The organism is Planktothrix prolifica NIVA-CYA 540 (genome assembly GCF_963864145.1).
GTDB classification, from domain to species: domain Bacteria; phylum Cyanobacteriota; class Cyanobacteriia; order Cyanobacteriales; family Microcoleaceae; genus Planktothrix; species Planktothrix agardhii.
In genome coordinates this window covers 4,288,996-4,313,325 of record NZ_CAWLTW010000001.1, presented here as the reverse complement: position 1 = coordinate 4,313,325, position 24,330 = coordinate 4,288,996, and the positions used below count along the sequence as shown (strand labels likewise).

The following is a 24,330-nucleotide window of genomic DNA, read 5'->3' as shown; positions in this document are numbered from 1 at the left end:
CACGGTATAATAAGGGAAATACTCTTTAAACACCTTAACCGATGAAAATCAAAGTCATTGTTCACACAGAAGAAACGGGTTATTGGGCTGAAGTTCCTGCTCTTCCTGGCTGTGCTACCCAAGGTAATACCTTTGAAGAACTCTTACAAAACTTATATGAAGCGGTTGAAGGTTGTTTGTTAGTAGATACGGAGCAACTACAACTTGATGAATCTTCCCAAATTTTAGAAATTGCCGTATGAAGTCTATTTCAGGCAAAGAGTTTGCAAAAATATTAGAACAAAATGGTTGGCAACTACTACGCATAAATGGTAGCCATCATATCTATGGGAAACCAAATAATCCAGCCCGAATTTCCGTACCGATTCATGGCAATCAAGCCCTAAAACCTGGATTATTAAGATATTTTCTAAAAGTTGCTAATCTCACTGATAATGATTTGTAACTTTTGGCGGCGATCGCCGATCTTGTTGATTAAGGCTTAAAAACGTGATCGCTTTAGCTTCTGAAAGTGCGATCGCTTTTATTGTCATCAGTGCGATCGCTGATCTTGTAGGGTGCGTTAATGAAATATAACGCACATTATTTGTTCGAGATTTGTTGTACAATAGGTAAATGAAGACTTTAGGGGTAATCAAAATGTTAAGTATTGATACTATTAATGAAAATATTGCTCAATCTTCTTTGCCTTCATTACAAGAAATTGCTCAACTTTCTCTATCAGAAAGATATAAACTTTTACGTCCTCTTATTCAAGAAATAGCTGAAGATGTCAATAATGATCCTGAACTAGATTTCTTTTCAGAAATTGAGGGAGAAGGATTAGAAAACGATGACGATTAACCAAAAACGCGGCGAAATCTGGCAAGTTAACCTTGAGCCAACCATCGGACAAGAAATTAGGAAAAAACGTCCTGTTGTTGTTATTAGTTCAGATTTATATAGTCCGATTGCTTTAAGAATTGTGATTCCATTAACAACTTAGTATTGATTATTCGATAGACAATTAAATAGTGCGATCGCCATCATCTTGTTGATTAAACCTTAAAACCGCGACATTTTGGCTTTTAAAAATGCGATCGCCGTTACCTTGTCGATGATGGAGCGAAGCGAACGCTTACAATAGAGGGCAACCTTTATTGCTATTCTTAGCTTATGCCCACTCTATCAAGCTTCTTTAGTATGGGAATGGCTTGATCTGCACCAATCTGAACTATTGGAGAACTGGGAAAATGCGCGTCAAAGAAAACCTCTTAACAGAATCGATCCCCTTCCCTAAAAAGGATATCTTGCTTAATGTTGTCTCTGTGGAATATCTGGATAACTATCAATTAAAGCTAACGTTTAATAATGGAATAGAAGGGATTGTAGATTTAGAACAAGAATTGTATGGAGAAATCTTTGAACCCTTGAAAGCTAAAAGTTTATTTCAAAAGGTATTTGTAACCAGTCGGACTATAGAATGGCCAAACGGAGCAGACTTTGCCCCTGAGTTTTTATTTGAAATTGCTTTTGACAAGCAATCTATTGGTAATATTAAAATTAACCCAGGTTAACTTCTTCGGGTAGATAAACTTTATATAAACTCCACAACCCCAGTACAATCAGAAACGGACTAAACGGGTTGTATTAGCACCAGCAATTTCAAACATTCGTTTAGCGCGTTCGGGTTGAGTATCTAATAATCCACTGGCTAATAATCCTAAAGCACCATGAATTGAGGTTAAAGGAGTCCTAAGTTCATGACTGACAACGGAGATAAATTCATCTTTCATTTTTTCCATGGCTTGCCTTTCGGTAATATCTTTAAAGATGACCACAGCCCCAATAATTTCCCCTTGATTTTGAATGGGAGTGCTAACATATTCGACGGGGAAATCAGACCCATTGCGATGCCTAAAAACTTCGTTATCGACATGACGAACTAAACCATCTTCTAAGGTGGCAAAGATTTGAGAACTTTGTTGATTAGTTAATGATTGATAACCAGAATGGACGTTTTTTTGGGGGAGAGTCTCGGAGGCGGAAACAGCGATAACTTCTGCGGTGATTTTTTGCCAATCACTCATCAGTAATTCTCGGACAGTGTATCCGGTGATTCTGGCGGCGGCCGGATTAGCAAAGGTAATTTTTCCCTCTTGGTTTAAACCACAAATTCCTTCTCCGGCTGAATCTAAAATTAATTCATTTTGATGACGGAGTTGTTCTAGGGTTTTTTCGATTCTTTTTTGATAACTAATATCCCTAGAAATTGTAGAAATTCCCGTAATATTTCCCAGTTCATCTTTCATCGGAGAAATGGTTAAAGAAACATCAATATGTTGTCCATCTTTGCGAATATGAACGGTTTCATAATGATCAATACTGCCCCCGGATTGAATACTGGCTAAAATTTGAGGAACTTCGCTGGCTCTTTCAGGTAAGGTTAATAAACCAAAGGGAAAGTCTTTAACTTCAGTTTCGGAGTAACCATAAATTTGTTCCGCCCCTTTATTCCAGCTAATAATTTTTCCTTCTAAGGTTTTGCCAATAATTCCATCTTCGGAAGATTCTACAATGGCAGCTAATTGTTTATAAGCATTTTCAGCTTTTTGGTGTTCGGTAATATCTCTCCCCAATATAACTAATCCTTTACGTTCGCCATTGGGATGAAATAAAGGAACTTTAATCAGATCAAAAATTCTGGGGTTGCCATTAACATCGGGAATAATTTCTTGTTGTTGGGAAGGTTGTTGATTTTCCCAAACTTCTTGATCGGATTTTTGAAAATTAATTAAGGCATTTCTATAGAAATTTTTACCATGAATCTGTCCTACTAATTCTACTAATTCAGGATCGGATTTTCCTTGATAATCTAAAGTCTGGATTTGAAATAGTTCTAAGGTTGCTTGATTGGCTTCTAACCAACGTCCTGAAGCGTCTTTAAAGCAGACTAAATCCGGCATGGCATTAATTAAGGTTTTCAACCTTTCTGAACTCTCTCGCAATGCTTCTTCTACCCGTTGTCGTTCTTGCATTTCTTGAATTAATCGTTGATTAATTGCTTGTAGGGAAGCAATCAATTGAGTTTCAGTTTCGGAATTTTGATTAATCATTTAAGCTACGGTTTTGACTAAAGGTATCGATCATGAGTTTAATCATTTGTTCTGAAGTGATGGGTTTTTCCAAGAATCCTTGGCGTCCCAATTGAGCGACTTTTACCCGTTGATTTGGGTTCTTTTGTTGAGTTATAACAATCACAGGAATTGGCGGGGTCTGTTGAGTAAGTTTGGTTAATAAATCGTAGGAGGAATATAAGTCAAAATCTAAAAATACTAGGGGAGAATATTGTTGTTTTTTGGATGATAATTTGAGTTCTGTAATTAATGATAAATCCGTGAGAATTTTGGTTTCAACTCCCAAACTTAAACTCGCTTTTTGTCCGGCTTCAATTAATAATTTATCTTGACTGATTATCCAAACTTGATGGTCGGATTTAATCGAGGTCGGTTGAGGGTTTTGTATTGTGGAAGGGGGAGAATATTGTTCAACTTCTTTTCTAAGTTTAAAGACTAATTCTTGCAATAGGGTAATTTCTGCTAAATTTAAGGTTTGATTTTGACAGAGTTGTTCGATTTCTTTAGCGATAATCGAGCCTCCTCCTAGGCCAAATGTTCCTAAAGATCCGGCAAGTTTATGAGCTTCTTGTTGAGCTTTTTGTTTGATATTTTGATCGGGTTTTCCCTGTTGGTTGGAGAGAGAAAATTCTTCTAAAATGGTAATGCGATCGCAAATTTTGCCTTGATATCTATGCCAAATTTCAACAATAGCTTGATCCAGTTTGTTTTGATCGAGTTCGGGTTTTTTACTGGTTTTTTTAGGTTCAATTTTAGGGTAAGATTGCTGTTTAAGACGATAACCTAAGCCATATACTGTTTCAATCAAATCTGCGTGGGCACCGGCATTTTTAAGTTTATTTCTTAATCCTTTAATATGCGCCCGGACAGTATTTTCCGTTGGTGGGTCTTCAAATGTCCAGAGTTGCTCTAGGATTAGGTCTAAACTAAAAATTTGTTGATGATGTTTGAGAAATAGTTCTAATAATCCATACTCTTTAGGGGTTAAATTGAGGAGCATTTCCCGATACATAACTTCACTGGTTTTCGTATTCAAATGCAGATCTTCCCATTCCAAAAGAATTGAAACCGTGGGTTGACGTCGGCGAAATATAGCCCTAATTCTAGCTAATAATTCCTGCACATCAAAGGGTTTAACCACATAATCATCCGCGCCCGCATCCAAGCCTTTAACTTTATCTTCTTGATGATTGTAAGCGGTTAATAAAATAATCGGATTTGTAATATTTTGCGATCGCAGTTTTTTACATAAATTTATCCCATCTAATTGAGGTAATTCCACCTCTAAAATCATCAAATCATAGGTAAATTTTTGTGCTTTTTCCCACCCGGCTATTCCATCTGTCACCCTGTCAACAGTGTACCCTTGGTGAACTAAAGCCACCACCAAAGTCTCAGCCAGATCCTGATCATCTTCTACCAATAAAACACGCATAGAGGGGACAGAATTTAGGGAAGGGGAAAAGAAAGTTAAATCCAGTCCAAAGTTGATAATTTTTAATTATTAAACTTTGGACAATCTGTTAGGAAAAAAATCCCCTAAGCAACGGATTGAACTTCGGAAATTTCAGGAATTCTTTCGCGCAAACGGCGTTCAATTCCCATTTTTAAGGTCATCGTAGAACTAGGACAAGAACCACAGGCTCCTTGTAGTCGGACTCGAACAATCGGGCCATCGAGTTCAACGATTTCTACATTTCCCCCATCCGACATTAGATAAGGACGGAGTTCATCTAAAACAGTCTCTACGTTTTTTTCAGTTAGTGCTAGTGTATCCATAATTTACCTTAAATTGAGAGTACAGAAATCGAGTTGGGATAGTTTCATCCTAACGTTATTTTTGGATCAATTCATCCCCCTTTAGGAATCACTGATTGCGATTAAACCGCAACGGCCTCAAGCAGTTTGACTTGGGAATAGTTAAACTCCGTGATCATCAGTTTATCGGCTTCTTTAGAATGAACTACTTGGTGAGTCATAATGTAATAGTTGCCAAATTTTTCAAAGGTATCTTCAAACTCAAGTTCTTTAATAATTTCTTGAGTTTGAGGGTTACGGAATACCGCATCATAACGGGCTGCTGCGTAACCTTTTCCGGTGTCCAAACTTTCATGGGTATTAATCACAAATGCCATCCGACCCATGACGCGGCTAACCCGAGAAATTTGATCGCCACGCACGGAATAATTTGATCCCATGGCATCACCTTCGACTAGGATTTGTAAAGCCCCGGTATCGTCAATTTCTCCTAAACTAAATTTATTTTTTCCATGGGCTTGTTCAAAAGAACTGCGTTTGCGATGGGTGACTACATCCCGCAGTTGGGTATAGACGCTTTGCTTGACTTCTTCGTCAGCAATTTGGCTAACTTCCACCGTCAAGTCTGGGTTAATTTGAATCTGTCCGGTGTAGACTTCATCCCCCTGTTTAAGTTCAATCTCAGCCTGATAACCGGGGAAGTTAGAGTCCCAGGTATAACGATTTTCATAGGCATTCCGAAATAAATCTAAAGCGTTTTTTGATTCGGTCATAAAATAGCTAGGGATGAACAGCACTATAATCTCTATTATAGAATATTAAGGGGTTCCTGAGTTCAGTCTCGAAAAAAATAGACTAAACTTAAGGATTAGAGATTAAAACTCACCTATTTTTATTGGCAATAATTATGTCTAAACGTCCAATTTATCTGGATTGTAACGCTACAACCCCCGTTGATCCCTTGGTTTTAGAAGCAATGTCACCCTATTTTACGGAATATTTTGGTAATGCCGCCAGTATTAATCATATTTATGGGTGGGAAGCTGAAGCCGCTGTTAAACAGGCTAGAGAAATTATTGCTAATGGAATTAACTGCTCTCCCGAAGAAATTATTTTCACCAGTGGAGCTACGGAATCTAATAATTTAGCCTTAAAAGGAGTAGCTGAAGCCTATTTTAATAAAGGTAGACATATTATTACTGTCATAACCGAACATAATGCTGTTCTTGATCCTTGTCATTATTTAGAAACTTTGGGATTTGAAGTTACTTATCTTGGGGTAAAATCCGATGGAATAATTGATTTATCTGATCTTAAAATAGCCCTGCGTCCCGATACTATTCTAGTCTCAATTATGGCAGCTAATAATGAAATTGGAGTGCTGCAACCCTTAGCTGAAATTGGAGAACTTTGTCATAGTCATGAGGTTTTATTTCATACTGATGCCGCTCAAGCTATCGGTAAAATTCCTCTGGATGTTCAGCAATTAAATATTGATTTAATGTCTTTAACCGCCCATAAAATTTATGGCCCTAAAGGTATCGGGGCGTTATATGTACGGCGGAGAAATCCTAGGGTGAAATTAGCACCTCAACTTCATGGTGGGGGCCATGAACGGGGAATGCGTTCAGGAACTTTATGTACCCCTCAAATTGTCGGATTTGCTAAAGCAATTGAAATTGCCTTATCCCAAAGGTTAATTGAAACTCAAAGGTTAATTCAACTCAGAGAAAACCTCTGGAATAAATTATCAACCCTAGAAGGAATTTATTTGAATGGTCATCCAACCCAACGGTTAGCTGGAAATTTAAACATTAGTATTGACGGCGTTGATGGTCAAGCATTACTATTAGGATTACAAACTATGATGGCGGTATCTTCTGGTTCTGCTTGTACCTCGACAAAAATTGAACCCTCCCACGTTTTAAAAGCATTGGGTCATTCGGATAATTTAGCCTATGCTTCGATTCGTTTTGGTTTGGGTCGGTTCACCACAGAATCAGAAATTAACCAAGTAGCAGAGCATACGATAAACACTATTCAAGCCTTGAGAAAAGTCGCATCTCGCTCAACAACTATTTCAATTTTGCCTAATTAGAATTCTGTTTTTCCAGCCAACTTAAAACATCTTCCTCTGAGTCTAAATCATAGGTTAGACCACTTTTGGGATCATAAATATGCCATTGGGCGGAACCTAACAAATTAGAACTTTTCCAAACATAAGGTTCTGATTTTGTTGAGAGATTAGAGAATTGAATGGGTTGATTTAAAATCAGCCAAAGGGTTCGGAATAAATGAAATCTTTTTGTTGAATTAGGATCAGAAAAATCGAGTTTAAAACAGTCCTCGATATGGTTAAGTATTTGTTGCTCTGATAAATTTTTGGCACAAAAAATTACCCAAGAATGCCATATTTTACCTTGATAAAATCCCGATATTCCCTGTTCATTTGAAGGGAATAAAACCGTATCAGGAATTAATTCTAATTTGCGATAAATTTCCCATTGAGTTTTCATAATAAACACTCCTTTTTAAAAAAGTTTAGGTGCTACAAAAGACCCTGAATTTTTGAGTCGGAGTATCAAGTCTGTTATAGCAGGGAACAGCCCCCGCCCGTGCACGGGGGGCTAGGGCAGGGCTGTTTCATGTTTGAAAATTATAGCCTACTTTTGGGTCATAATTCTCAAACATGATAGCTATTTTCCGAATAATTAATATTTCATATAATTGCTATATTAATATTAATTATAGGAGGTATTATCTAAGCAGCATAAATATTCTTATTCCCTATGGAGTAAGACTTACATTCCCGATTTTTATCTATTTTTCCTAAATTAATTGCTCTATTTTTTCATTTTTAACTTTCGGATTAAGAGATAGCCACTAATTTCTCCCAATGATTTCCTAACCACCTTCTTCCCTCTGTTATTGACAAAAATCCTAAACCTCTGAAAATATTCAATCCTAGGGTGTTGAGCAGTGCCCAATTAGTCGCGGCTTGTACTTGATGAATTTTCATACTATCCTCTTTAAATAACACATCTTTTACCCAATGAACTTGATTCTCAATCCCCCAATGCCCTTTAATTTTTTTGGAAAAAAAATCCGCCTTTTCCCAGATACTACTTATATAATAAACCGTTTCTCTATAAGGCTTTTTTCCTCTGTATCCCCACCTTTCTACCTGAATTATACTTTGAATATGTTCCCAAGGGCTTTCAATTTTTATCGAATTTTTAAACACTGATACCCGACGAGTTATTTCTCGTCCATGACCCCTCTCTTTTTGAGTATCTATACTTTCAGCTTTCGTCGTTTTTGTAATTTTTTCAATTTGATTATACAGTTTGATTTGATTCTTTTTAACCGCGATTAAATAATCGTTTTCACTCTCGATAATCTTTCGGACTGTGGTGACATTACAATGTAACGCATCCGCAGTTATTAACTTTCCTTTTAGACCACATTCTTCTATTATCCCTTGGGCTACAGCTTGTTCTGAACCGGTTTTACTCTCGAACTTTTCCGTCGCTAATACTAATCCGGTTTCTTGACTAAATAGAGATACCATTATTACCATGTTTTGCTGCTGATTGCCTGGGTCTTTTACCGTACTTCTTAAACTTTTTCCATCTATTGCTAATCCCTCTATTCCCTTTAATTTAGGAGAATTCTCTCTTGACCATTCTTTTACTATTTTGCTTAAATCCTTCTCGTCTACTCCTCTCATCACCCTCCTTATTGTTGAATAAGATGGCATTCCTTGGCTATAGATATTGAATGTTCTTTTCAGGATAACTTCGTTGGCTTTGACAAAATATTCCATCTCTCGATATCCTTGATGCCCTGACATCACCCCTAAAACTACTACTAATAGCACTTCCCATAAACTATACCTTTTTCCCTGATTTTTTCGGAAATCCTTGACTTCTTTTAAATTTTCTATTAAACTTGTTAGCATCTTTATTTTAGAAAAAAATGGTGATCGCTCTCCATTTTATCAGGTGGCGATCGCTCTTTCTTTACTCTTTTTCACCTGACTTTGAAACAGCCCTGCCTGTTCCCTCCCCCCCTAGCCCCGGAAATACTTCACCGTCTGGGTTTTAAGATCCGTCTGGTGTCTTAATGTATTTATTGTTACAGAAATTTCTGAACTTATCAAGGAAATGTCAAGGTTTCTTGAATAATTCTGGGCTACCGACTGCTACCGGGAAGGTAACCTCCCTCCTCAAACACTGGTATCGTCACTGGATTACTGGATTGTCACTGGATTGTCACTTTTTAGATTTATCCTCAAGTTTAGATAACATTCAACTTAATTGAGATAGGACTCAAGCGGAATTGAATTCAGAAATTAATGACTAATACTTCGCATCATAAAGTATGTTATGATACAAAGTGTGATTTTCTAATATAACTACTTAGGGTTTGGGTGCTGAGAATTTAAAAAATCCCTATTCACAGTCTATAAAAAATAAATTATTGATGTGAATAAAGCTGACGTAAAAACAATTAGTATACGGCAGTCTGTGTAAAACAATAAATCTCAAAAATAATATTAGCATTAAACGATGAATTCATGTATACATTATCTAATTCTTTCAGACCCATTTTAGAATCTCGATTTACAGGAAATCGCTGGAGTGCTTTCTGGGGTGAGCTTTTGAGTAACAGTGGTTATTTTTTGATTTTAAAAAGTCTCTCTACTATTATTTCTAAAAGTTGGATTGAATATTTTACTAACCCCACAGAATATTTATTAATTGTAGCCATGTTAGTCCAAGCATGGGTGCTTTCTCGCCCCAATTCCAATAGATTTTGGGGAAATTTGGTCGGCGTTGGTTTGTACGCAGCAATGGATTTACCCATTGATGGAGTAATGTTTTTTAAAGAACCTATTCATTTAGTATTCTTAATATTTTCTTTGATTATTGCTACTCTCCAGGGATTAAGATTTCATGGGAAATTAAATGCTGATTGGTTATTTTTTCCTCTGGAAAGTATCACCCGAACTTTAATGATTATTGCTTTTTATATTGTGGTTGAAATTTCCAAAGAGTCTAATACATTATATGGAAGAAGTTTTCTGCATTTTCTTCAAAGTAAAACCCACTCATTTTTAACGTTAAGTCTGATTTTAATTGGGTTACTTTTAGGTTTACAAGCGTTTCAACTCTCACAACAGCGAAATCAACTCCAACAGACCGCAAGACTATTAGGAAATATGGCAGAATGGGGGATGGGAAGTTATATGGTGGAAATGGCTTTAAATAATCCTGAAGCTTTGGCATTTCAAAAATGCGATCGCACTATTTTATTTATGGATATTCGAGGTTTTACTCAATGGTGTGAACAAACACAACCCGATATTGCCGCCCAAGTTTTAAACCATTATTATCAAACTGTAGAACCGGAATCTTCACAATATCATCCCTTAAAAATTACCCTAGCTGGGGATGAAATTATGGCGATATATGCCACCCCACAACAGGGGATTCAAGCGGCTCAAGCGATGCAAGAAGCAGCTAAAAATGTTCTCAATCCCTATGGCTTAGGAGCAGGTTGCAGTATTCACTGTGGGGAAGTAATTGAAGGATTATTTGGCGGAAAAAAAGTTAGAACTTACACTGTTATTGGAGATGTGGTGAATACGGGTAAACGTTTGGAAGGAATTACTCCGGCTGGACAAATTACTATTTCTGATCCCATTTATCAAGCCTTAAATTGTAAACTAAATGTTCAACCTTGTGACCCAATTTTTGTGAAAGGAAAAGTCGAACCTTTAATTGCTTGGCGTTTAAACGGTTAAATGACAGAGAAATTCATACAATAAGTAGTTGTACAAAATAAATTACCTAGTTGAGAGAGGGAACACCGAAACAGCCCCCCCGAAACCCCCCGTGCACGGGGGGCTAGGGGGGAGGGAACAGGGTAGAGGATGTGTAATTAATTTTGTTTAGGTACTTATAAGCTATTGTCCCTAAATCAATAGGACAACCCAAAATATCCTCTTACCACCGAACCTGGTTTCTTCGTGTAAAATTGTAAAATCACCCTTTCTCCCTATGATTAACCTTCTATGAAAAGCGCATTTTTAGACCGTCTGCATAGTCCTGAACGTCCCGTTATCGTGTTTGATGGGGGAATGGGAACTAACCTACAAACCCAAAATCTCACCGCCGAAGACTTTGGCGGGAAAGACTACGAAGGTTGTAATGAATATTTAATATATACCAAACCCGAAGCCGTTGCTAATGTTCATCGAGGCTTTTTAGAAGCGGGTGCAGATGTTATTGAAACCGATACTTTTGGCGCCACTTCTATTGTTTTAGCTGAATATGATTTAGCTGATAAAGCTTATGATTTAAACAAAACCGCCGCCGAATTAGCTAAAGGTTTAACAGCAGAATATTCTACACCAGAAAAACCCCGATTTGTTGCGGGTTCAATTGGGCCAGGAACCAAACTTCCTACCCTCGGACATATTGATTTTGACACCTTACATCAAGCCTTTGCAGAACAAGCGGAAGGATTATTTGATGGAGGTGTGGATTTATTCATCGTTGAAACTTGCCAAGATGTGCTGCAAATTAAAGCCGCATTAAACGGAATTGAAGACGTTTTTACTAAAAAAGGAGAACGTCGTCCGATTATGGTTTCCGTCACAATGGAAGCCTTTGGAACCATGTTAGTCGGGTCAGAAATGAGCGCGGCGTTAACAATTTTAGCCCCCTATAAAATTGATATTTTAGGTTTGAATTGTGCCACTGGCCCCGATTTAATGAAAGAACATATTCGTTATTTATCGGAAAATTCCCCGTTTATTGTTTCCTGTATTCCTAATGCTGGTTTACCGGAAAATGTTGGTGGAAAAGCCCATTATAAACTTACGCCACTTGAACTAAAAATGGCGTTAATGCACTTCGTTGAAGATTTGGGAGTTCAGGTAATTGGCGGTTGTTGTGGAACCCGTTATGACCATATTCAAGCCTTAGCTGAAATTTCTCAAACCCTGAAACCCAAACAACGGGAACCGCAATTTATTCCCTCGGCGGCTTCAATTTATAGTCCCCAAAGTTATGAACAAGAAAACTCATTTTTAATTATTGGTGAACGTCTCAATGCTAGTGGGTCTAAAAAATGCCGAGATTTACTTAATTTAGAAGACTGGGATGGGTTAGTTTCCTTAGCAAAATCCCAGATAAAAGAAGGGGCGCAAATTTTAGATGTTAACGTCGATTATGTCGGGCGAGATGGCGTGCGAGACATGAAAGAATTAGTCTCTCGCGTTGTTACTAATGTCAATTTACCCTTGATGTTAGACTCGACGGAATGGCAAAAAATGGAAGCGGGGTTAAAGGTATCTGGGGGGAAATGTTTACTCAATTCTACTAACTATGAAGACGGGGAAGAACGCTTTTATAAAGTGTTAGAAATTGCTAAAAAATATGGTGCTGCTATTGTGGTAGGAACCATTGATGAGGAAGGAATGGGAAGAACCGCCGAGAAGAAATTTGAAATTGCTAAACGGGCTTATAATGCGGCCGTTAATTATGGTATTCCGGCTTATGAAATCTTTTTTGACCCCTTAGCATTACCGATTTCTACGGGTATTGAAGAAGACCGAAATAATGGCAAAGCCACGATAGATTCTATTCGTCAAATTCGTCAAGAATTGCCCGGATGTCATATTGTTTTAGGGGTTTCTAATATTTCCTTTGGTTTAAATCCGGTGGCGCGACAAGTGTTAAATTCGGTGTTCCTCCATGAAGCTATGCAAGTGGGGTTAGATGCGGCTATTGTTAGCGCCAATAAGATTTTACCCTTAGCTAAAATTGACCCCGAACATCAAGAAGTTTGTCGGAAATTAATTTATGACCAGCGAGGATTTGATGGGGATGTTTGTGTTTATGACCCATTAGGAGAACTAACTAATTTATTTCAGGGTAAAACCACAAAACGAGATCGTTCTGGAGATATTAACCTTCCGATAGAAGAACGTTTAAAACGTCATATTATTGATGGAGAAAGAATTGGATTAGATGATGCTTTAGCCGAAGGGTTAAAACAATATCCTCCCCTAGAGATTATTAATAATATTCTTTTGGATGGGATGAAAGTTGTTGGAGAATTATTTGGTTCTGGGCAAATGCAGCTACCTTTTGTGTTACAATCTGCCCAAACTATGAAAGCCGCCGTTGCCTATTTGGAACCGTATATGGAGAAGTCAGAAACGGGGAATAATGGTAAAGGAATGTTTTTAATTGCTACGGTTAAAGGGGATGTGCATGATATTGGTAAAAATTTAGTCGATATTATTTTATCTAATAACGGCTATCGGGTGCTTAATTTAGGGATTAAACAACCCGTGGAAAATATTATCAATGCTTACAAAGAACATGGCGCGGACTGTATTGCCATGAGTGGATTATTAGTTAAATCCACTGCTTTTATGAAGGAAAATTTGGAAGCATTCAATAAAGAAGGTATTACAGTTCCGGTAATTTTAGGTGGGGCGGCTTTAACTCCAAAATTTGTCTATGAAGATTGTCAAAATGTCTATCAAGGTCAAGTTATTTATGGCAAAGATGCTTTTTCTGACTTGAATTTCATGGATAAATTAATGCCTGCGAAAACAGCCCAAAAATGGGATGATTCCCAGGGATTTTTAGGGGAATATGCAGAAGTCAAGAAAATTAAAGTTAAGTCGGAAACAGTTAAAAATGCTTCAGAAAATCCTGAAGAAATTGTGATTGATACCCGACATTCTGAAGCTGTTGATGTTAATATTGAACGTCCCACCCCTCCTTTTTGGGGAACGAAAATTTTACAACCGCAAGATATTCCTATAGAGGATATTTGGTGGTATTTAGATGTACAAGCGTTAGTTGTAGGTCAATGGCAATTTCGCAAACCCAGGGAACAATCAAAGGAAGAATATAATCAATTTTTAGCTGAAAAAGTCTATCCAGTTTTAACGGAATGGAAGGCTAAGATTTTAGCGGAAAATTTATTACATCCTACGGTGATTTATGGATATTTCCCCTGTCAATCGGAGGGGAATTCGCTATTAATTTTTGACCCAGAAAATCATCAAAAACAGGTTGCCCGGTTTGACTTTCCTCGACAAAAATCAGGAAAACGCTTGTGTATTGCGGACTTTTTTGCCTCTAAAGAAAGTGGCAAAATTGATGTTTTCCCGATGCAGGCGGTAACTGTTGGGGAAATTGCTACGGAATACGCGCAAAAACTGTTTGCTGAAAATGACTATAAGAATTATTTGTATTTCCATGGAATGGCGGTACAAACCGCCGAAGCGTTGGCAGAATGGACTCATACAAAAATTCGTCGGGAGTTGGGATTTGGAAATGAAGAACCGGATAATGTGCGGGATGTTTTAGCCCAACGTCATCGGGGTTCTCGCTATAGTTTTGGATATCCGGCTTGTCCGAATATTCAAGACCAATATAAGCAGGTTGAGTTATTACAAACTGACCGAATTAAGATGTATATGGATGAAAGTGAACAAATTTATCCAGAACAGTCTACAACGGCGTTTATTACCTATCATCCTGTTTCTAAATACTTCAATCTTTAACCTCATGTTTCATTTTTACTAACCCATCATGGGTTAGATATGTTAATATGAGTATAGAGTGTTTCTGAGAAGGTAGATTTATTTTTAATTTCTGCCTTTTCAGAGTATTCATTTCACCATCAATTTACAATATCTTTCGTCCCTTTTGGGGGCAAAAAAAAGATTCCTTATGAAAACCACAGTAATTGATGTAACTGGACTCAGCGACAAGCAAATTGCTCTTGTCGAAGAAATTGTAACAGCACTTCGGTCTGTTCCTGACAATCAACAAATTAATCAAGGAGGTAATGATAACTTAAGCGTAACTCCAGAAGATGATGAACTCAGGCAACTTCATGCAGAATTTAGTTGGCTGATTGCTGATATTGGCGTTAAAGAACCCATCAGCAGAGCAAAAATATATGACACAGGATAAAATGCAAAAAAGCTTCCTAGATACAAATATATTGGTCTATTCTGTAAATACAGAAAGTGGTGATAAACACAAAGCATCATTAAAAATTTTAAGACCCAGTGAACAGGAAGTATTGTGCGTTTCCGATCAAATTCTTGCAGAATTTTATTCTGTTATGACCAGTAGTAGCCAAGTCAAGAAACCTATTACACCAGTAGAAACAATATGGAGAATAAAAAGACTGATTCAAATGCCTAATATCCAACTATTACCAAAACCATCAAACTTGACTAATAGTTTGCTGGTTTTGTTGGAAAATCATCCGGTAACTGGTGCAACCGTTTTTGATGTTATGCACGTTGCTACAATGATGTCACACGGAATCAGGCGAATATATACTTTTAATGTTGATGATTTTGCTTGGTGTAGAGACATGGATATTGAAGTGATTATCCCAGAGTAACTAATATTTTTCTGATGACTAAGTTCCACCTGGTCATCGGACAACGATGCTCTGCTTCATCGTTATAGGGAAAAACTAGAGATGCCATTTCACTGGTCTAAAGGGGGTGTTCTATCTTTAATTTTTTGACCTTGTTTTTGTTCAATAATTTGTTTAAATCTTTCAAAAAGATTAAGCCCTGAAGGGCTTACTACGGGTTTAGTTTTTCAGGCGTTTTCCTTCTCCTTGAATGCGTAAATATTCCCCAAATAATGCTAAGAATCCAGAGGCTAAAATTAGGATTACACTGAGGGCATTAATATCGGGTTTGACTCCGGTTCTAATTCGACTAAATATTTCCATTGGTAAGGTATTTGCCCCACTTCCGGCGGTGAAACTGGCGATTAAAAAATCATCCATACTTAATACAAAAGCTAGTAAACAACCTGATATAATTCCGGGCATTAATTGGGGTAATAAGACTTGAATAAAAGCCTCTATGGGTGTTGCTCCGAGATCTAAGGCGGCTTCTTCTAAATGGGGGTCTAAATCGGCTAAACGGGTGGAAACAACTAAGGCAACGTAGGCTAAACAAAAGACAACATGGGCGGATACAATTGTCCATAAACTGAGGGGAATGGCAACGGCGGCTAAAAATACTAGGGTTGCCACCGCCATGGCAATATCAGGAATAATTAATGGTAAATAGGACGCTCCTTGATATAATCCTTTTCCTGGGAAATGATAACGGGCTAATCCTACGGCCATTAATGTACCAATAATCGCGGCAATTCCTACGGCACAAATTCCCACGATTAAACTATTATTTAAAGCGGTTAAAATTCTGGTATCTTGGAATAATTTGACATACCATTCTAATGTAAATCCCTCCCATCCGGCACTATATCGAGATTTATTAAAACTAAAAAATGTTAATACAAAAATCGGCAGGTACATATAAAAAAACATCAAACAGACAAAAACTACCTGCCAAGAAATTCTAAACTTTGGTTTAGCAGCCATATCAAGGATCTCCTCTGGTTGTTGTTGGATTTCTTCCATAAATTTTTCCTAATTTATTTTAATTAACGAGACGGTTTAGGATCTCCATATTTAATTAAAAGTGCGATCGCAATACTCACCCCAAAAATTAATACCATACTCAAGGCTGAACCAAAGCCCCAATTTTGAGTTGATCCTAAAAATTGGTTATAAATTAATCGAGAAACCGTCATACTTGAGGCTCCTCCTAATAGTTCGGGATCGACAAAATCCCCCATTGAACTAATAAAAACTAGCAGAGATCCGGCGGCAATTCCGGGCAAGGTTTGGGGGACGGTGACTTTCCAAAATGTTTCTACAGGTCGCGCCCCTAGGTCGGCGGAGGCTTCTAATAATCGTCGATCTAATTTTTCTAAAGAGGCATACAAAACCGTGACCATATAGGGTAAATAACTATAGGCCATGCCAATTAAAACCGCCGGAGTTCGATTTAATAGTTCTAAGGCGGGTAATCCAATTAATCCTAAAACGGAGTTTAATACTCCGGTTGGTCTTAATATGGTAATCCAAGCGTAGGTTCTTAATAAAGAAGATGTCCACAGGGGTAAAATAAAGGCTAATAGTATTATATTTCGCCACTGTTTCGGGGCTAATTGAGCAATCCAATAGGCGACGGGAAATCCTAGGACTAAACAAATTGTGGTTGTGCCAAAAGCATAAAAGAGCGATCGCCAAATCACTAATAAATTAATCGGTTCAAATACTCTTAAATAATTATAAATGCCATTGGGAATTACCAAATCCCCAGGGCGAATATCCTTAACTAAACTGAGTTGAAAAATCAATAAAGTTGGCAGGATTAATAAGAGTAATAACCATAAACCCGACGGCCCCAATAATGCCAAGGGGCCAATTAATTGAGAACCGAGTTGTCGCCAGCCTTTTTTGATTGGGGGTGGAGAAGAAGTCGTTGGAGTTTTTGTTGAAATAGTCATAGATCAGGGAATGGGTAATGGGTAATGGGGGAAAAAATTGCTTTTTTCTGAGAGTTTGACCCGGGTTGAATATTCTAATTACCTTAACAATTACTATAGATTGGTTAAGGTTTAGCAGTTAACAATTAACTGGTTAGCTGTGTCCAATACCGTTCATAAATTTCATTAGCTTTACCCAAATCATGAATCATTTCACTGCGAGCCAGAATTGATTCTGGAGGAAATAAAGTCGGATCATTTCTCAAAACATCGGGTAATTTTTCATAAGCTAATCTCGAAGGCGTGGCAAATTTCAAGCGTTTAACTAAGGTTGCGGCTATATCCGGTCGCAACATAAAATTAATCCATTTATAGGCTCCTTCGGGGTTAGGAGCACTTTTAGGAATTACCATAGTATCAATCCATAAAGATGATCCACTATAGGGAGTAATATATCTTAAATCCTCATTTTCCTCCTTAATTTCTGCTGCATCGGAGGAATAACACATAGCAATTGATAAGTCCCCGACAATCATTTGTGGTCGCCAAGAATCTGTGGTAAAAGAAGCGATCGTCGGCCGTAATTCCACTAATTTTTCATAGGCTTGTCGAATTTGATTGGGGTCAGTAGAATTATAGGAGTAGCCTAACATAATTAACGCTGCTCCCATGACTTCGCGCACATCATTAAGTAACGTGAATCGCTTGGATAACTTATCTTTATTTTCCCAGAGATAACTCCAATCTTTCGGGGGAGTTTCTAATTTATTCGGGTTATAAATTAACCCCGTTGTTCCCCAACTAATTGGAACACTATGAAGACCGCCGGGATCATAAATCGGGTTTTTAAATTGCGGAAATAAATCCTCTAATCCGACTAATAAAGAGTGATCAACTTCAGCCAATAGACCTATTTGAATCATTTTCTCTACCATATATCCCGAAGGATAGATGACACTATAGGCGCCCGCTCCTCCAGCTTGGAGTCGGGCTAACATGGCTTCATTAGAATCGAAGACATCCGCCACAACTTTTAACCCAGTTTCCTCTCTAAAATGATCTAACAAATCTTGATCCGTGTAGCCAGACCAAGTGTAAATGTACAGAGTATCGGAGGAAATCTGAGTGTTCGGGGTGGTTTTGACCTCAGCTAATGTCCAACCACAGCTTGACAGGGACGATGCTACCATCGCAGTAACGGAAGTTTGCAAAAACTGACGTCGTGTTTGAGCAACCCTAGAATTCCGATGTTTTTGTGGATAAGTCGGAGACACTGTTTTTTCTCAGTGGAAGTTTAACAAATTCAACAATTGATTTAATTTTCCCATAGGATAGGGAAAAAATGTACATCAATTGAGAATAATATCCCGCAACCGGGCTAACTCATACAACCAAATTAACTGAGCTTCTGAATTTGATCTAGGAAATAAAACCTAGACTTGAGCTTCAGAAACCCGTTTTCTCAAAAGATTGAGTTTCTCAGTTATGGCGTCACACTTGATAGTTGACGTAGACTTTCTACTTGTTGTTCTTTGAGTTGCTGTTCAATTTGATCCTTAACAATTTGGCGATATTCATAGAAATGTTCTACCTGTCCACAAACCACTAAATAATGATCTAAAACCCGGGGTTTATGTCGTAAAATATTCCATAAATATCGCCAAAACGTCGAACGAGTTTCCCGCACAATCCCTTGATACCAACATAAAATCAATAGCGCCCGCATCGTTTTCATATCCACTAATTTCCGTCCAATGGAATTGGTTTTCGGCTCTCCAATCATCATAAAATGACGGTAAGTGCGATCTAAATATCGTTGTGGATCGTATAATTCATAAAATCCATTGACATATTCTAGGGCAATTTCTTCAATCGGTCGAGTGGGCAGAAAATTCATTAAGGTAGTTTGATTAGCATTCCCAGTTTCCTTAATTAATCGTCCTTCTTTTTCTAAACGATGCCAAAGGGCGGTATTAGGTAAAACCTGCAACATACTAAACATAGCAATGGGAATGGTGGTTTTTTCCACAAACCGAACAATTCGATCGCCTGCTCCTTTTTCTTCTCCATCAAAACCAATAATAAATCCCGCCATCACCCGTAACCCAGATCGGATAATTTTTTCCACGGAATCACTCAAAGATCCGCGAGTATTTTGGAATTTTTTAGTTAAATTTAAGCTATCTTCATCAGGGGTTTCAATTCCCAAAAAGACAGCCCTAAAATTACACTCAACCATCAAATCCATTAATTCTTGATCCTGGGCTAAATCAATGGAAGCCTCCGTGGTTAAACGGAAAGGATAATTATTATCCTTCATCCAAACTTTTAATTCATGCAGCAATAACTTAACGTTGCGTTTATTGCCGATAAAATTATCATCCACTAAGAAAACACCCTGACTAAAATTTAACTCTTTTAACCGATCCAATTCTGCTAAAAGTTGAGCCGGAGTTTTAGTTCGAGATTTCCGTCCATATAATACAATAATATCGCAAAACTCACACTGAAACGGACAGCCGCGGGAGTATTGCAAAGAAATCATATCGTATGCTTCTTTCTCCAATAAATCAAAGCGAGGGATAGGAGATGTCGTAACATCGGGTTTGTCTCCTTCGATGCGAAAAACCCCTTTTTCATCCCCTCTTTCAATCGCTTCTACTAATAACGGTAAAGTAATTTCTCCTTCATCTAAAACTAAATAATCCGCCCCGGCAATTTCTGCCGATTCGGGTGTGGAGGTGGGATAGGGGCCGCCTACAGCCACTTTTTTGCCCCGTCGTTTCGCCTCGCGAATTTGCTCCAAAAAATCATCTTTTTGGACAATCATGGCCGAAACCATCACCAATTCTGCCCAATCCCATTCCGCTTCAGTGATCTCTCGAACATTACGGTCTACTAATTTAAACTCCCATTTTTGGGGTAAAATAGCCGCTACCGTAATTAAACCTAGGGGTGGAAGTAAGGCTTTTCGGTTGACTAAGGCAAGGGCTTTTTCAAATGACCAGAAACTTTGGGGAAAAATGGGATAAATTAAAAGAACACGCATTATCATTAACCCTGTAAAAGATAAACATCTAAGTTCACAAAATTCCCGAAAATCATGGATTTTCCGACAATTTTGCCACTTCTTCAGCAAGAGTATCTACAGTATAACGAATTTGTTCTTCCATGTGGTTACAAGTAATAAAAAATCGCAAACGCGCCGCGTTTTTAGGTACGGAGGGATAAAACATAAAAGGTACATTAATTCCCCGCTTGAACAAATTTTGAGAGAGTTGTACTGATTTCCAAGAATCTCCAACAATAATTGGAATCACGGGAGAATCTTGACTTAACCCGGTATTTAAGCCTTGATCTTTAGCTAAAGTTAAAAATAATTTAGCTCTTTGATGTAACTTTTCTACCCGTTGAGGTTCATTTTTTAATACCTGAATTGCCGCGATCACAGAAGCCGCATTGGGTGGAGAAATTCCCACACTAAAAACAAATCCGGGGGCGGTATATTTCAGATATTCAACTAATGATTTAGATCCGGCAATATATCCTCCACAACTGGCAAAGGATTTGCTTAAAGTTCCCATCCATAAATCTACATCATGGGGATTAATTCCAAAATGTTCTCCAATTCCCCGACCGTGTTTTCCTAATACCCCTATAGAGTGGGCTTCATCCACCATTAAAAAGGCTTTATGATGTTTTTTAATCTGAATAAATTCGGGTAAATTGGGAATATCTCCATCGGTACTATAGACCCCTTCGACAATAATTAAAACCCGTTGATAACGAGGGCGCCGTTCTCGTAATATTTGATCTAAAGCTTGCCAATTATTATGGGGAAAGGCGATCGCCGTAGCCCCAGATAATAAAGCTCCTTGCAATAAACTATTATGACTTAGGGCATCATGTAAAATCAGATCATGCTGTCCGAATAAATGCCCCACGGTAGTAACATTAGTGGCATGACCCCCGACAAAAACAATACTATCTTCAACTCCAACAAAATCAGCGATCGCCCGTTCTAATTCTTGGTGAATTACCTTTTCACCCGATAATAAACGACTGGCACAGGCTGAGGTTCCATAGCGATCAATTGCCTCTTTTACAAACTGAGAAATAATCGGATCACCACACATTCCTAAATAATTATAGGTGGCATAATTAATATAGTCTTGACCGCGAATTCTAGCCCGATCATTGGCAATTCCCTCCTGGGGTGTAAAAAAGGGATTTCCTAATCCTAAATCTGCCAATTCTTGCTGTTGTTGTTTCAGATGTAGATATTCAGGAAAGTATTCAATTTGATAATATTCGGCTGGAATTTCAGGCAGAGGGGCAGATTTGGCCTTTTTTTCCAGTAATTCTGCGAGAAGCGATCGCTTTTCTTGACAAGATAACTGACTAACAGAAGGTAATAAACTAATCATTGATTTCTTCCTGTTCTGATAATAAAATATTTAATAACGTATCGACATCCGTATCCGACAATTGATCTAAATGTTGTAAAAGATGTTCCGCATCTTTCGGGGAAATCCCGTTTTGATATTGGGTAATATCCAAGGTGTTGTGATCGGCTAAATATTTAGCCAAAGTACAAATATTGGGATAATCCCATAACAGGGTGGGGGGAAGTCGGCGTCCCAAAATCGTTTCCAAGTCTCCAGAGAGGTTAATTGCTTCAATAGAGTTGAGGCCATAATTAGTAAAATCCTCCTCTAAATCAATCTCTAAAGCTTCTAACTCTAACCGTTCCGCGAGTTGACTGACTAACCACCCCTCAATTGTGGCGACAGACTCGAAAGACTCAATGCCGTTCACCAATGATTCTGGATGATGCACCGTTACCGATGGTTGTTGGGGTTTTGTCCCATTCATAGACGCATTTAACACTTGCATGAATCACTCCTCCATCACCATAAAACTTTAGCATCCCAAGATAGCAGAATCCTGTTTTACTTACCAATTCCCCATTCGTAATTCGTAATTCGTAATTTGTAATTCCCTATTCCCCCAATTTGCCCGCTATAAAACTAGCACGACAGGCATGGCGTTGAATTTTACCACTGGAGGTTTTAGGTAAAGTTCCGGGTTTTAGTAACACCGTTTTATAGACCTGTAAATCATGGTTTTGAGACACGGAGCGACGGATGGACTGAAGAATCACCTGTTCAGGGGAAGTTTTTGCAGCACCGTTATGATTATCCCAGGTGCGGATTTGTTGCCAATATTGACGTTCTACTTCCACTGCAACGACTAACCGTTCTTCCCCCTTGATATCAATAGAAAATCCCGCAACTCCACTGGGTCTAATTAGGGGGTGACTTTGTTCAACTGTCCATTCAATATCTTGGGGATAATGATTCCGACCATTAATAATAATAATATCTTTAATTCTTCCGGTAATAAATAGTTCTTGATCGTCTAAAAATCCCAAATCCTCTGTCCTTAAAAACGGCCCTTCTCCCGTTGTTAAGTAGGCATTAAACAGAGTTTCTGTTTCCTGATGTTTATTCCAATATCCCCGTCCCACACTCGGCCCAGAAACCCAAATTTCGCCGACTTTTCCCGGTTCACAAATATTCAAGGTTTCAGGATTAATAACTAATACCTTTTGATCTGATAAACACTGACCGCAACCGACTAATATTTTGGTATTGGCTGTTAAATTAGTAGTCACTTCATCAACTTCTACAATCTGATGATTTTCTAAAGCAATACCATCAACGGTTTTAAAAATTGGTGATGCTGTTTTTAAACCTCCCGTAATAATTAAAGTCGCTTCAGCCATACCATAACAGGGATAAAAAGCCTCTCGCCTAAATCCGTAGGGGGCAAAAGTTTGAATAAATTTTTCTATAACTTCGTGATAAATGGGTTCAGCCCCATTAAATGCCACTTCCCAACTACTTAAATCTAAATTTTCTAATTTTTGGGATGAATTTATCCCCCCATTTCTTAATACTTTTCTTACACATAAATCATAAGCAAAATTCGGCCCTCCACTGGTTGTTCCCCGATATTTGGAAATAGTTTGTAACCAGCGTAAGGGATTTTGAACAAACATTAAAGGCGACATTAAAATCACCGGAAATCCCCCGAATAAAGGTTCTAAAACCCCACCAATTAATCCCATATCATGATAGGGAGGCAACCAAATTACCCCCGTACTTTCCGGGGAATGACCAAAACAATCATAAATTGCTGTTAAATTATGTAATAGATTTTGATGGGAAATCATTACCCCTTTAGGGGTAGCAGTAGAACCGGAAGTATATTGTAAAAAGGCAAGAGTTTGACTATTAATAATAGGAGGTTGCCAAGTCTTTCCAATTTCATGATCTAAGATATCTGTTGCAAACCAATTTAACGGCGCAATATCAGACATAGTTGGAAAAAATCGCTGTAAACCCGATAATGTGGCTTCAGTGGTTAAGGCAACCGTGGCATTTGTATCAGTAATAATCGCTTGTAAACGAGGCAAAGATCGATCGGGTCTGGGGGGATAGGCGGGAACGGCAATCACTCCGGCATATAAACATCCAAAAAATGCGCTAATATAATCTAACCCCGGTTGATATAGTAATAAAACTCGATCTTGAGGTTGACAAATAGCTTGTAATTTAGCAGCAATTGTTCTGGCTTGTTGGTTTAATTGTTGATAGGTTAAAGTTAAAATTTCGTTTTCCCCATCCACTAAAAAAGTATAGGCAATTTTATTAGGTTGCCCGGATGCACGATATTCTAAAAGTTCAATTAAGGTTGTCCATTGCCACGAGTTGAATTGCTGAGTCATGTAAAAAAATTAGGGTGATGTTTTGTTATCTATATTTAACCACAAAGACACAAAGACACAAAGAGGTTTTAAACACACAGGGAGTCTTCATTACTCTCGTTAATTTTATTAACCATTTTTAAAGGGTTTCAGCTTTTGCTTAGGTTTATTTCCACAGATTCACTGTTTTTTGATTCAGCAAATATCTAACTTTTACTGATAATTGTTGTTGTTTTATAATCAATTTAAGTGGTAATGGTGCGGGTGCTGATCG

23 protein-coding genes are annotated in these 24,330 nt (G+C 38.0%); 10 read left to right on the top strand and 13 right to left on the bottom strand.

From position 1 onward, the window contains the following. Positions 1–41 precede the first annotated feature (41 nt). The 5 genes from AC559H_RS18975 to AC559H_RS18955 all read left to right on the top strand — a co-directional run bounded on the left by AC559H_RS18975 (position 42) and on the right by AC559H_RS18955 (position 1,556). The gene (locus AC559H_RS18975) at positions 42–242 is read left to right on the top strand and encodes a type II toxin-antitoxin system HicB family antitoxin (RefSeq protein WP_026795263.1); all 201 of its coding nucleotides are present in this window, start codon (positions 42–44) and stop codon (positions 240–242) included. Next, on the top strand, positions 239–445 hold the full coding sequence (locus AC559H_RS18970; protein ID WP_026795264.1) for a type II toxin-antitoxin system HicA family toxin: 207 nt from the start codon (positions 239–241) through the stop codon (positions 443–445). Before AC559H_RS18975 ends, AC559H_RS18970 begins: the two co-directional genes overlap by 4 nt. 194 nt (positions 446–639) lie before the next feature. After that, positions 640–843 (top strand): hypothetical protein, encoded by a 204-nt coding sequence (locus AC559H_RS18965; protein WP_051319656.1) that lies wholly within the window; start codon positions 640–642, stop codon positions 841–843. Beyond that, the gene (locus AC559H_RS18960) at positions 833–985 is read left to right on the top strand and encodes a type II toxin-antitoxin system PemK/MazF family toxin (protein WP_081692370.1); all 153 of its coding nucleotides are present in this window, start codon (positions 833–835) and stop codon (positions 983–985) included. Before AC559H_RS18965 ends, AC559H_RS18960 begins: the two co-directional genes overlap by 11 nt. A 247-nt stretch (positions 986–1,232) precedes the next feature. Next, positions 1,233–1,556, top strand: coding sequence for a DUF2442 domain-containing protein (locus tag AC559H_RS18955; RefSeq protein ID WP_026795266.1), 324 nt, complete (start codon positions 1,233–1,235; stop codon positions 1,554–1,556). A gap of 48 nt (positions 1,557–1,604) precedes the next feature. On the opposite strand, the gene AC559H_RS18950 is transcribed toward AC559H_RS18955, so the two are convergent. From AC559H_RS18950 to AC559H_RS18935, 4 genes are all read right to left on the bottom strand, one after another. After that, entirely contained in the window at positions 1,605–3,095 is a 1,491-nt protein-coding gene (locus AC559H_RS18950; RefSeq protein WP_051319657.1) for a PAS domain-containing protein, read from the bottom strand. Continuing rightward, the gene (locus AC559H_RS18945) at positions 3,088–4,551 is read right to left on the bottom strand and encodes a response regulator (protein ID WP_036832928.1); all 1,464 of its coding nucleotides are present in this window, start codon (positions 4,549–4,551) and stop codon (positions 3,088–3,090) included. The genes AC559H_RS18950 and AC559H_RS18945 overlap by 8 nt, the downstream gene beginning before the upstream one ends. 104 nt (positions 4,552–4,655) lie before the next feature. Further along, positions 4,656–4,895, bottom strand: coding sequence for a NifU family protein (locus tag AC559H_RS18940; RefSeq protein WP_026788019.1), 240 nt, complete (start codon positions 4,893–4,895; stop codon positions 4,656–4,658). Positions 4,896–4,996: 101 nt separating this feature from the next. Then, positions 4,997–5,647 (bottom strand): DUF3386 domain-containing protein, encoded by a 651-nt coding sequence (locus tag AC559H_RS18935; protein WP_026788020.1) that lies wholly within the window; start codon positions 5,645–5,647, stop codon positions 4,997–4,999. Positions 5,648–5,781: 134 nt separating this feature from the next. Here AC559H_RS18935 and AC559H_RS18930 point away from each other — a divergent pair, with 134 nt between their 5' ends. After that, positions 5,782–6,972, top strand: a complete 1,191-nt coding sequence (locus tag AC559H_RS18930; RefSeq protein WP_026795267.1) for an IscS subfamily cysteine desulfurase — start codon at positions 5,782–5,784, stop codon at positions 6,970–6,972. On the opposite strand, the gene AC559H_RS18925 is transcribed toward AC559H_RS18930, so the two are convergent. Continuing rightward, the gene (locus AC559H_RS18925; protein WP_026795268.1) at positions 6,965–7,390 is read right to left on the bottom strand and encodes a hypothetical protein; all 426 of its coding nucleotides are present in this window, start codon (positions 7,388–7,390) and stop codon (positions 6,965–6,967) included. The genes AC559H_RS18930 and AC559H_RS18925 overlap by 8 nt on opposite strands. Positions 7,391–7,743: 353 nt before the next feature. Next, positions 7,744–8,835 (bottom strand): ISAs1-like element ISPlr1 family transposase, encoded by a 1,092-nt coding sequence (locus AC559H_RS18920; protein WP_026795269.1) that lies wholly within the window; start codon positions 8,833–8,835, stop codon positions 7,744–7,746. Between the two features lie 618 nt (positions 8,836–9,453). On the opposite strand from AC559H_RS18920, the gene AC559H_RS18915 reads away from it, so the two are divergent. The 4 genes from AC559H_RS18915 (at position 9,454) to AC559H_RS18900 (ending at position 15,329) form a co-directional block, all read left to right on the top strand. Further along, positions 9,454–10,683, top strand: a complete 1,230-nt coding sequence (locus tag AC559H_RS18915) for an adenylate/guanylate cyclase domain-containing protein (protein ID WP_026795270.1) — start codon at positions 9,454–9,456, stop codon at positions 10,681–10,683. 270 nt (positions 10,684–10,953) lie between these two features. Then, positions 10,954–14,472 carry a methionine synthase gene (metH, locus tag AC559H_RS18910; protein ID WP_026795271.1) on the top strand — a complete coding sequence of 1,173 codons (3,519 nt, stop codon included), beginning with the start codon at positions 10,954–10,956 and terminating at the stop codon, positions 14,470–14,472. A 169-nt stretch (positions 14,473–14,641) separates the two neighbouring features. After that, positions 14,642–14,887 carry a hypothetical protein gene (locus AC559H_RS18905; protein WP_026788024.1) on the top strand — a complete coding sequence of 82 codons (246 nt, stop codon included), beginning with the start codon at positions 14,642–14,644 and terminating at the stop codon, positions 14,885–14,887. After that, complete coding sequence (locus AC559H_RS18900; RefSeq protein ID WP_026795272.1) at positions 14,874–15,329, top strand: type II toxin-antitoxin system VapC family toxin; 456 nt, start codon at positions 14,874–14,876, stop codon at positions 15,327–15,329. Before AC559H_RS18905 ends, AC559H_RS18900 begins: the two co-directional genes overlap by 14 nt. Positions 15,330–15,527: 198 nt before the next feature. Here the strand turns inward: AC559H_RS18900 and AC559H_RS18895 are convergent, their stop codons facing one another. The 7 genes from AC559H_RS18895 to AC559H_RS18865 form a co-directional block, all read right to left on the bottom strand. Beyond that, positions 15,528–16,370 (bottom strand): ABC transporter permease, encoded by an 843-nt coding sequence (locus AC559H_RS18895; protein WP_026788025.1) that lies wholly within the window; start codon positions 16,368–16,370, stop codon positions 15,528–15,530. A gap of 23 nt (positions 16,371–16,393) precedes the next feature. Beyond that, positions 16,394–17,305, bottom strand: a complete 912-nt coding sequence (locus tag AC559H_RS18890) for an ABC transporter permease (RefSeq protein WP_026795273.1) — start codon at positions 17,303–17,305, stop codon at positions 16,394–16,396. A 125-nt stretch (positions 17,306–17,430) separates the two neighbouring features. Then, positions 17,431–18,474 carry a polyamine ABC transporter substrate-binding protein gene (locus AC559H_RS18885; protein WP_081694755.1) on the bottom strand — a complete coding sequence of 348 codons (1,044 nt, stop codon included), beginning with the start codon at positions 18,472–18,474 and terminating at the stop codon, positions 17,431–17,433. A 293-nt stretch (positions 18,475–18,767) separates the two neighbouring features. After that, complete coding sequence (locus tag AC559H_RS18880) at positions 18,768–20,333, bottom strand: B12-binding domain-containing radical SAM protein (RefSeq protein ID WP_026788028.1); 1,566 nt, start codon at positions 20,331–20,333, stop codon at positions 18,768–18,770. A 52-nt stretch (positions 20,334–20,385) separates the two neighbouring features. Next, the gene (locus AC559H_RS18875) at positions 20,386–21,711 is read right to left on the bottom strand and encodes an aminotransferase class I/II-fold pyridoxal phosphate-dependent enzyme (protein WP_026795275.1); all 1,326 of its coding nucleotides are present in this window, start codon (positions 21,709–21,711) and stop codon (positions 20,386–20,388) included. Next, the gene (locus AC559H_RS18870) at positions 21,704–22,180 is read right to left on the bottom strand and encodes an acyl carrier protein (protein WP_026788030.1); all 477 of its coding nucleotides are present in this window, start codon (positions 22,178–22,180) and stop codon (positions 21,704–21,706) included. Before AC559H_RS18870 ends, AC559H_RS18875 begins: the two co-directional genes overlap by 8 nt. 106 nt (positions 22,181–22,286) lie before the next feature. After that, complete coding sequence (locus AC559H_RS18865; protein ID WP_026795276.1) at positions 22,287–24,077, bottom strand: fatty acyl-AMP ligase; 1,791 nt, start codon at positions 24,075–24,077, stop codon at positions 22,287–22,289. Positions 24,078–24,330 lie beyond the last annotated feature (253 nt).

Coding starts and splice junctions, on each gene's coding strand:
- AC559H_RS18865 (WP_026795276.1), bottom strand. CDS start 24,077: ATGACTCAGCAATTCAACTCGTGGCAATGGACAACCTTAATTGAACTT.
- AC559H_RS18880 (WP_026788028.1), bottom strand. CDS start 20,333: ATGCGTGTTCTTTTAATTTATCCCATTTTTCCCCAAAGTTTCTGGTCA.
- metH (WP_026795271.1), top strand. CDS start 10,954: ATGAAAAGCGCATTTTTAGACCGTCTGCATAGTCCTGAACGTCCCGTT.
- AC559H_RS18930 (WP_026795267.1), top strand. CDS start 5,782: ATGTCTAAACGTCCAATTTATCTGGATTGTAACGCTACAACCCCCGTT.
- AC559H_RS18895 (WP_026788025.1), bottom strand. CDS start 16,370: ATGGAAGAAATCCAACAACAACCAGAGGAGATCCTTGATATGGCTGCT.
- AC559H_RS18970 (WP_026795264.1), top strand. CDS start 239: ATGAAGTCTATTTCAGGCAAAGAGTTTGCAAAAATATTAGAACAAAAT.
- AC559H_RS18870 (WP_026788030.1), bottom strand. CDS start 22,180: ATGCAAGTGTTAAATGCGTCTATGAATGGGACAAAACCCCAACAACCA.
- AC559H_RS18935 (WP_026788020.1), bottom strand. CDS start 5,647: ATGACCGAATCAAAAAACGCTTTAGATTTATTTCGGAATGCCTATGAA.
- AC559H_RS18940 (WP_026788019.1), bottom strand. CDS start 4,895: ATGGATACACTAGCACTAACTGAAAAAAACGTAGAGACTGTTTTAGAT.
- AC559H_RS18925 (WP_026795268.1), bottom strand. CDS start 7,390: ATGAAAACTCAATGGGAAATTTATCGCAAATTAGAATTAATTCCTGAT.
- AC559H_RS18900 (WP_026795272.1), top strand. CDS start 14,874: ATGACACAGGATAAAATGCAAAAAAGCTTCCTAGATACAAATATATTG.
- AC559H_RS18950 (WP_051319657.1), bottom strand. CDS start 3,095: ATGATTAATCAAAATTCCGAAACTGAAACTCAATTGATTGCTTCCCTA.
- AC559H_RS18945 (WP_036832928.1), bottom strand. CDS start 4,551: ATGCGTGTTTTATTGGTAGAAGATGATCAGGATCTGGCTGAGACTTTG.
- AC559H_RS18885 (WP_081694755.1), bottom strand. CDS start 18,474: ATGGTAGCATCGTCCCTGTCAAGCTGTGGTTGGACATTAGCTGAGGTC.
- AC559H_RS18965 (WP_051319656.1), top strand. CDS start 640: ATGTTAAGTATTGATACTATTAATGAAAATATTGCTCAATCTTCTTTG.
- AC559H_RS18905 (WP_026788024.1), top strand. CDS start 14,642: ATGAAAACCACAGTAATTGATGTAACTGGACTCAGCGACAAGCAAATT.
- AC559H_RS18955 (WP_026795266.1), top strand. CDS start 1,233: ATGCGCGTCAAAGAAAACCTCTTAACAGAATCGATCCCCTTCCCTAAA.
- AC559H_RS18890 (WP_026795273.1), bottom strand. CDS start 17,305: ATGACTATTTCAACAAAAACTCCAACGACTTCTTCTCCACCCCCAATC.
- AC559H_RS18975 (WP_026795263.1), top strand. CDS start 42: ATGAAAATCAAAGTCATTGTTCACACAGAAGAAACGGGTTATTGGGCT.
- AC559H_RS18875 (WP_026795275.1), bottom strand. CDS start 21,711: ATGATTAGTTTATTACCTTCTGTTAGTCAGTTATCTTGTCAAGAAAAG.
- AC559H_RS18960 (WP_081692370.1), top strand. CDS start 833: ATGACGATTAACCAAAAACGCGGCGAAATCTGGCAAGTTAACCTTGAG.
- AC559H_RS18920 (WP_026795269.1), bottom strand. CDS start 8,835: ATGCTAACAAGTTTAATAGAAAATTTAAAAGAAGTCAAGGATTTCCGA.
- AC559H_RS18915 (WP_026795270.1), top strand. CDS start 9,454: ATGTATACATTATCTAATTCTTTCAGACCCATTTTAGAATCTCGATTT.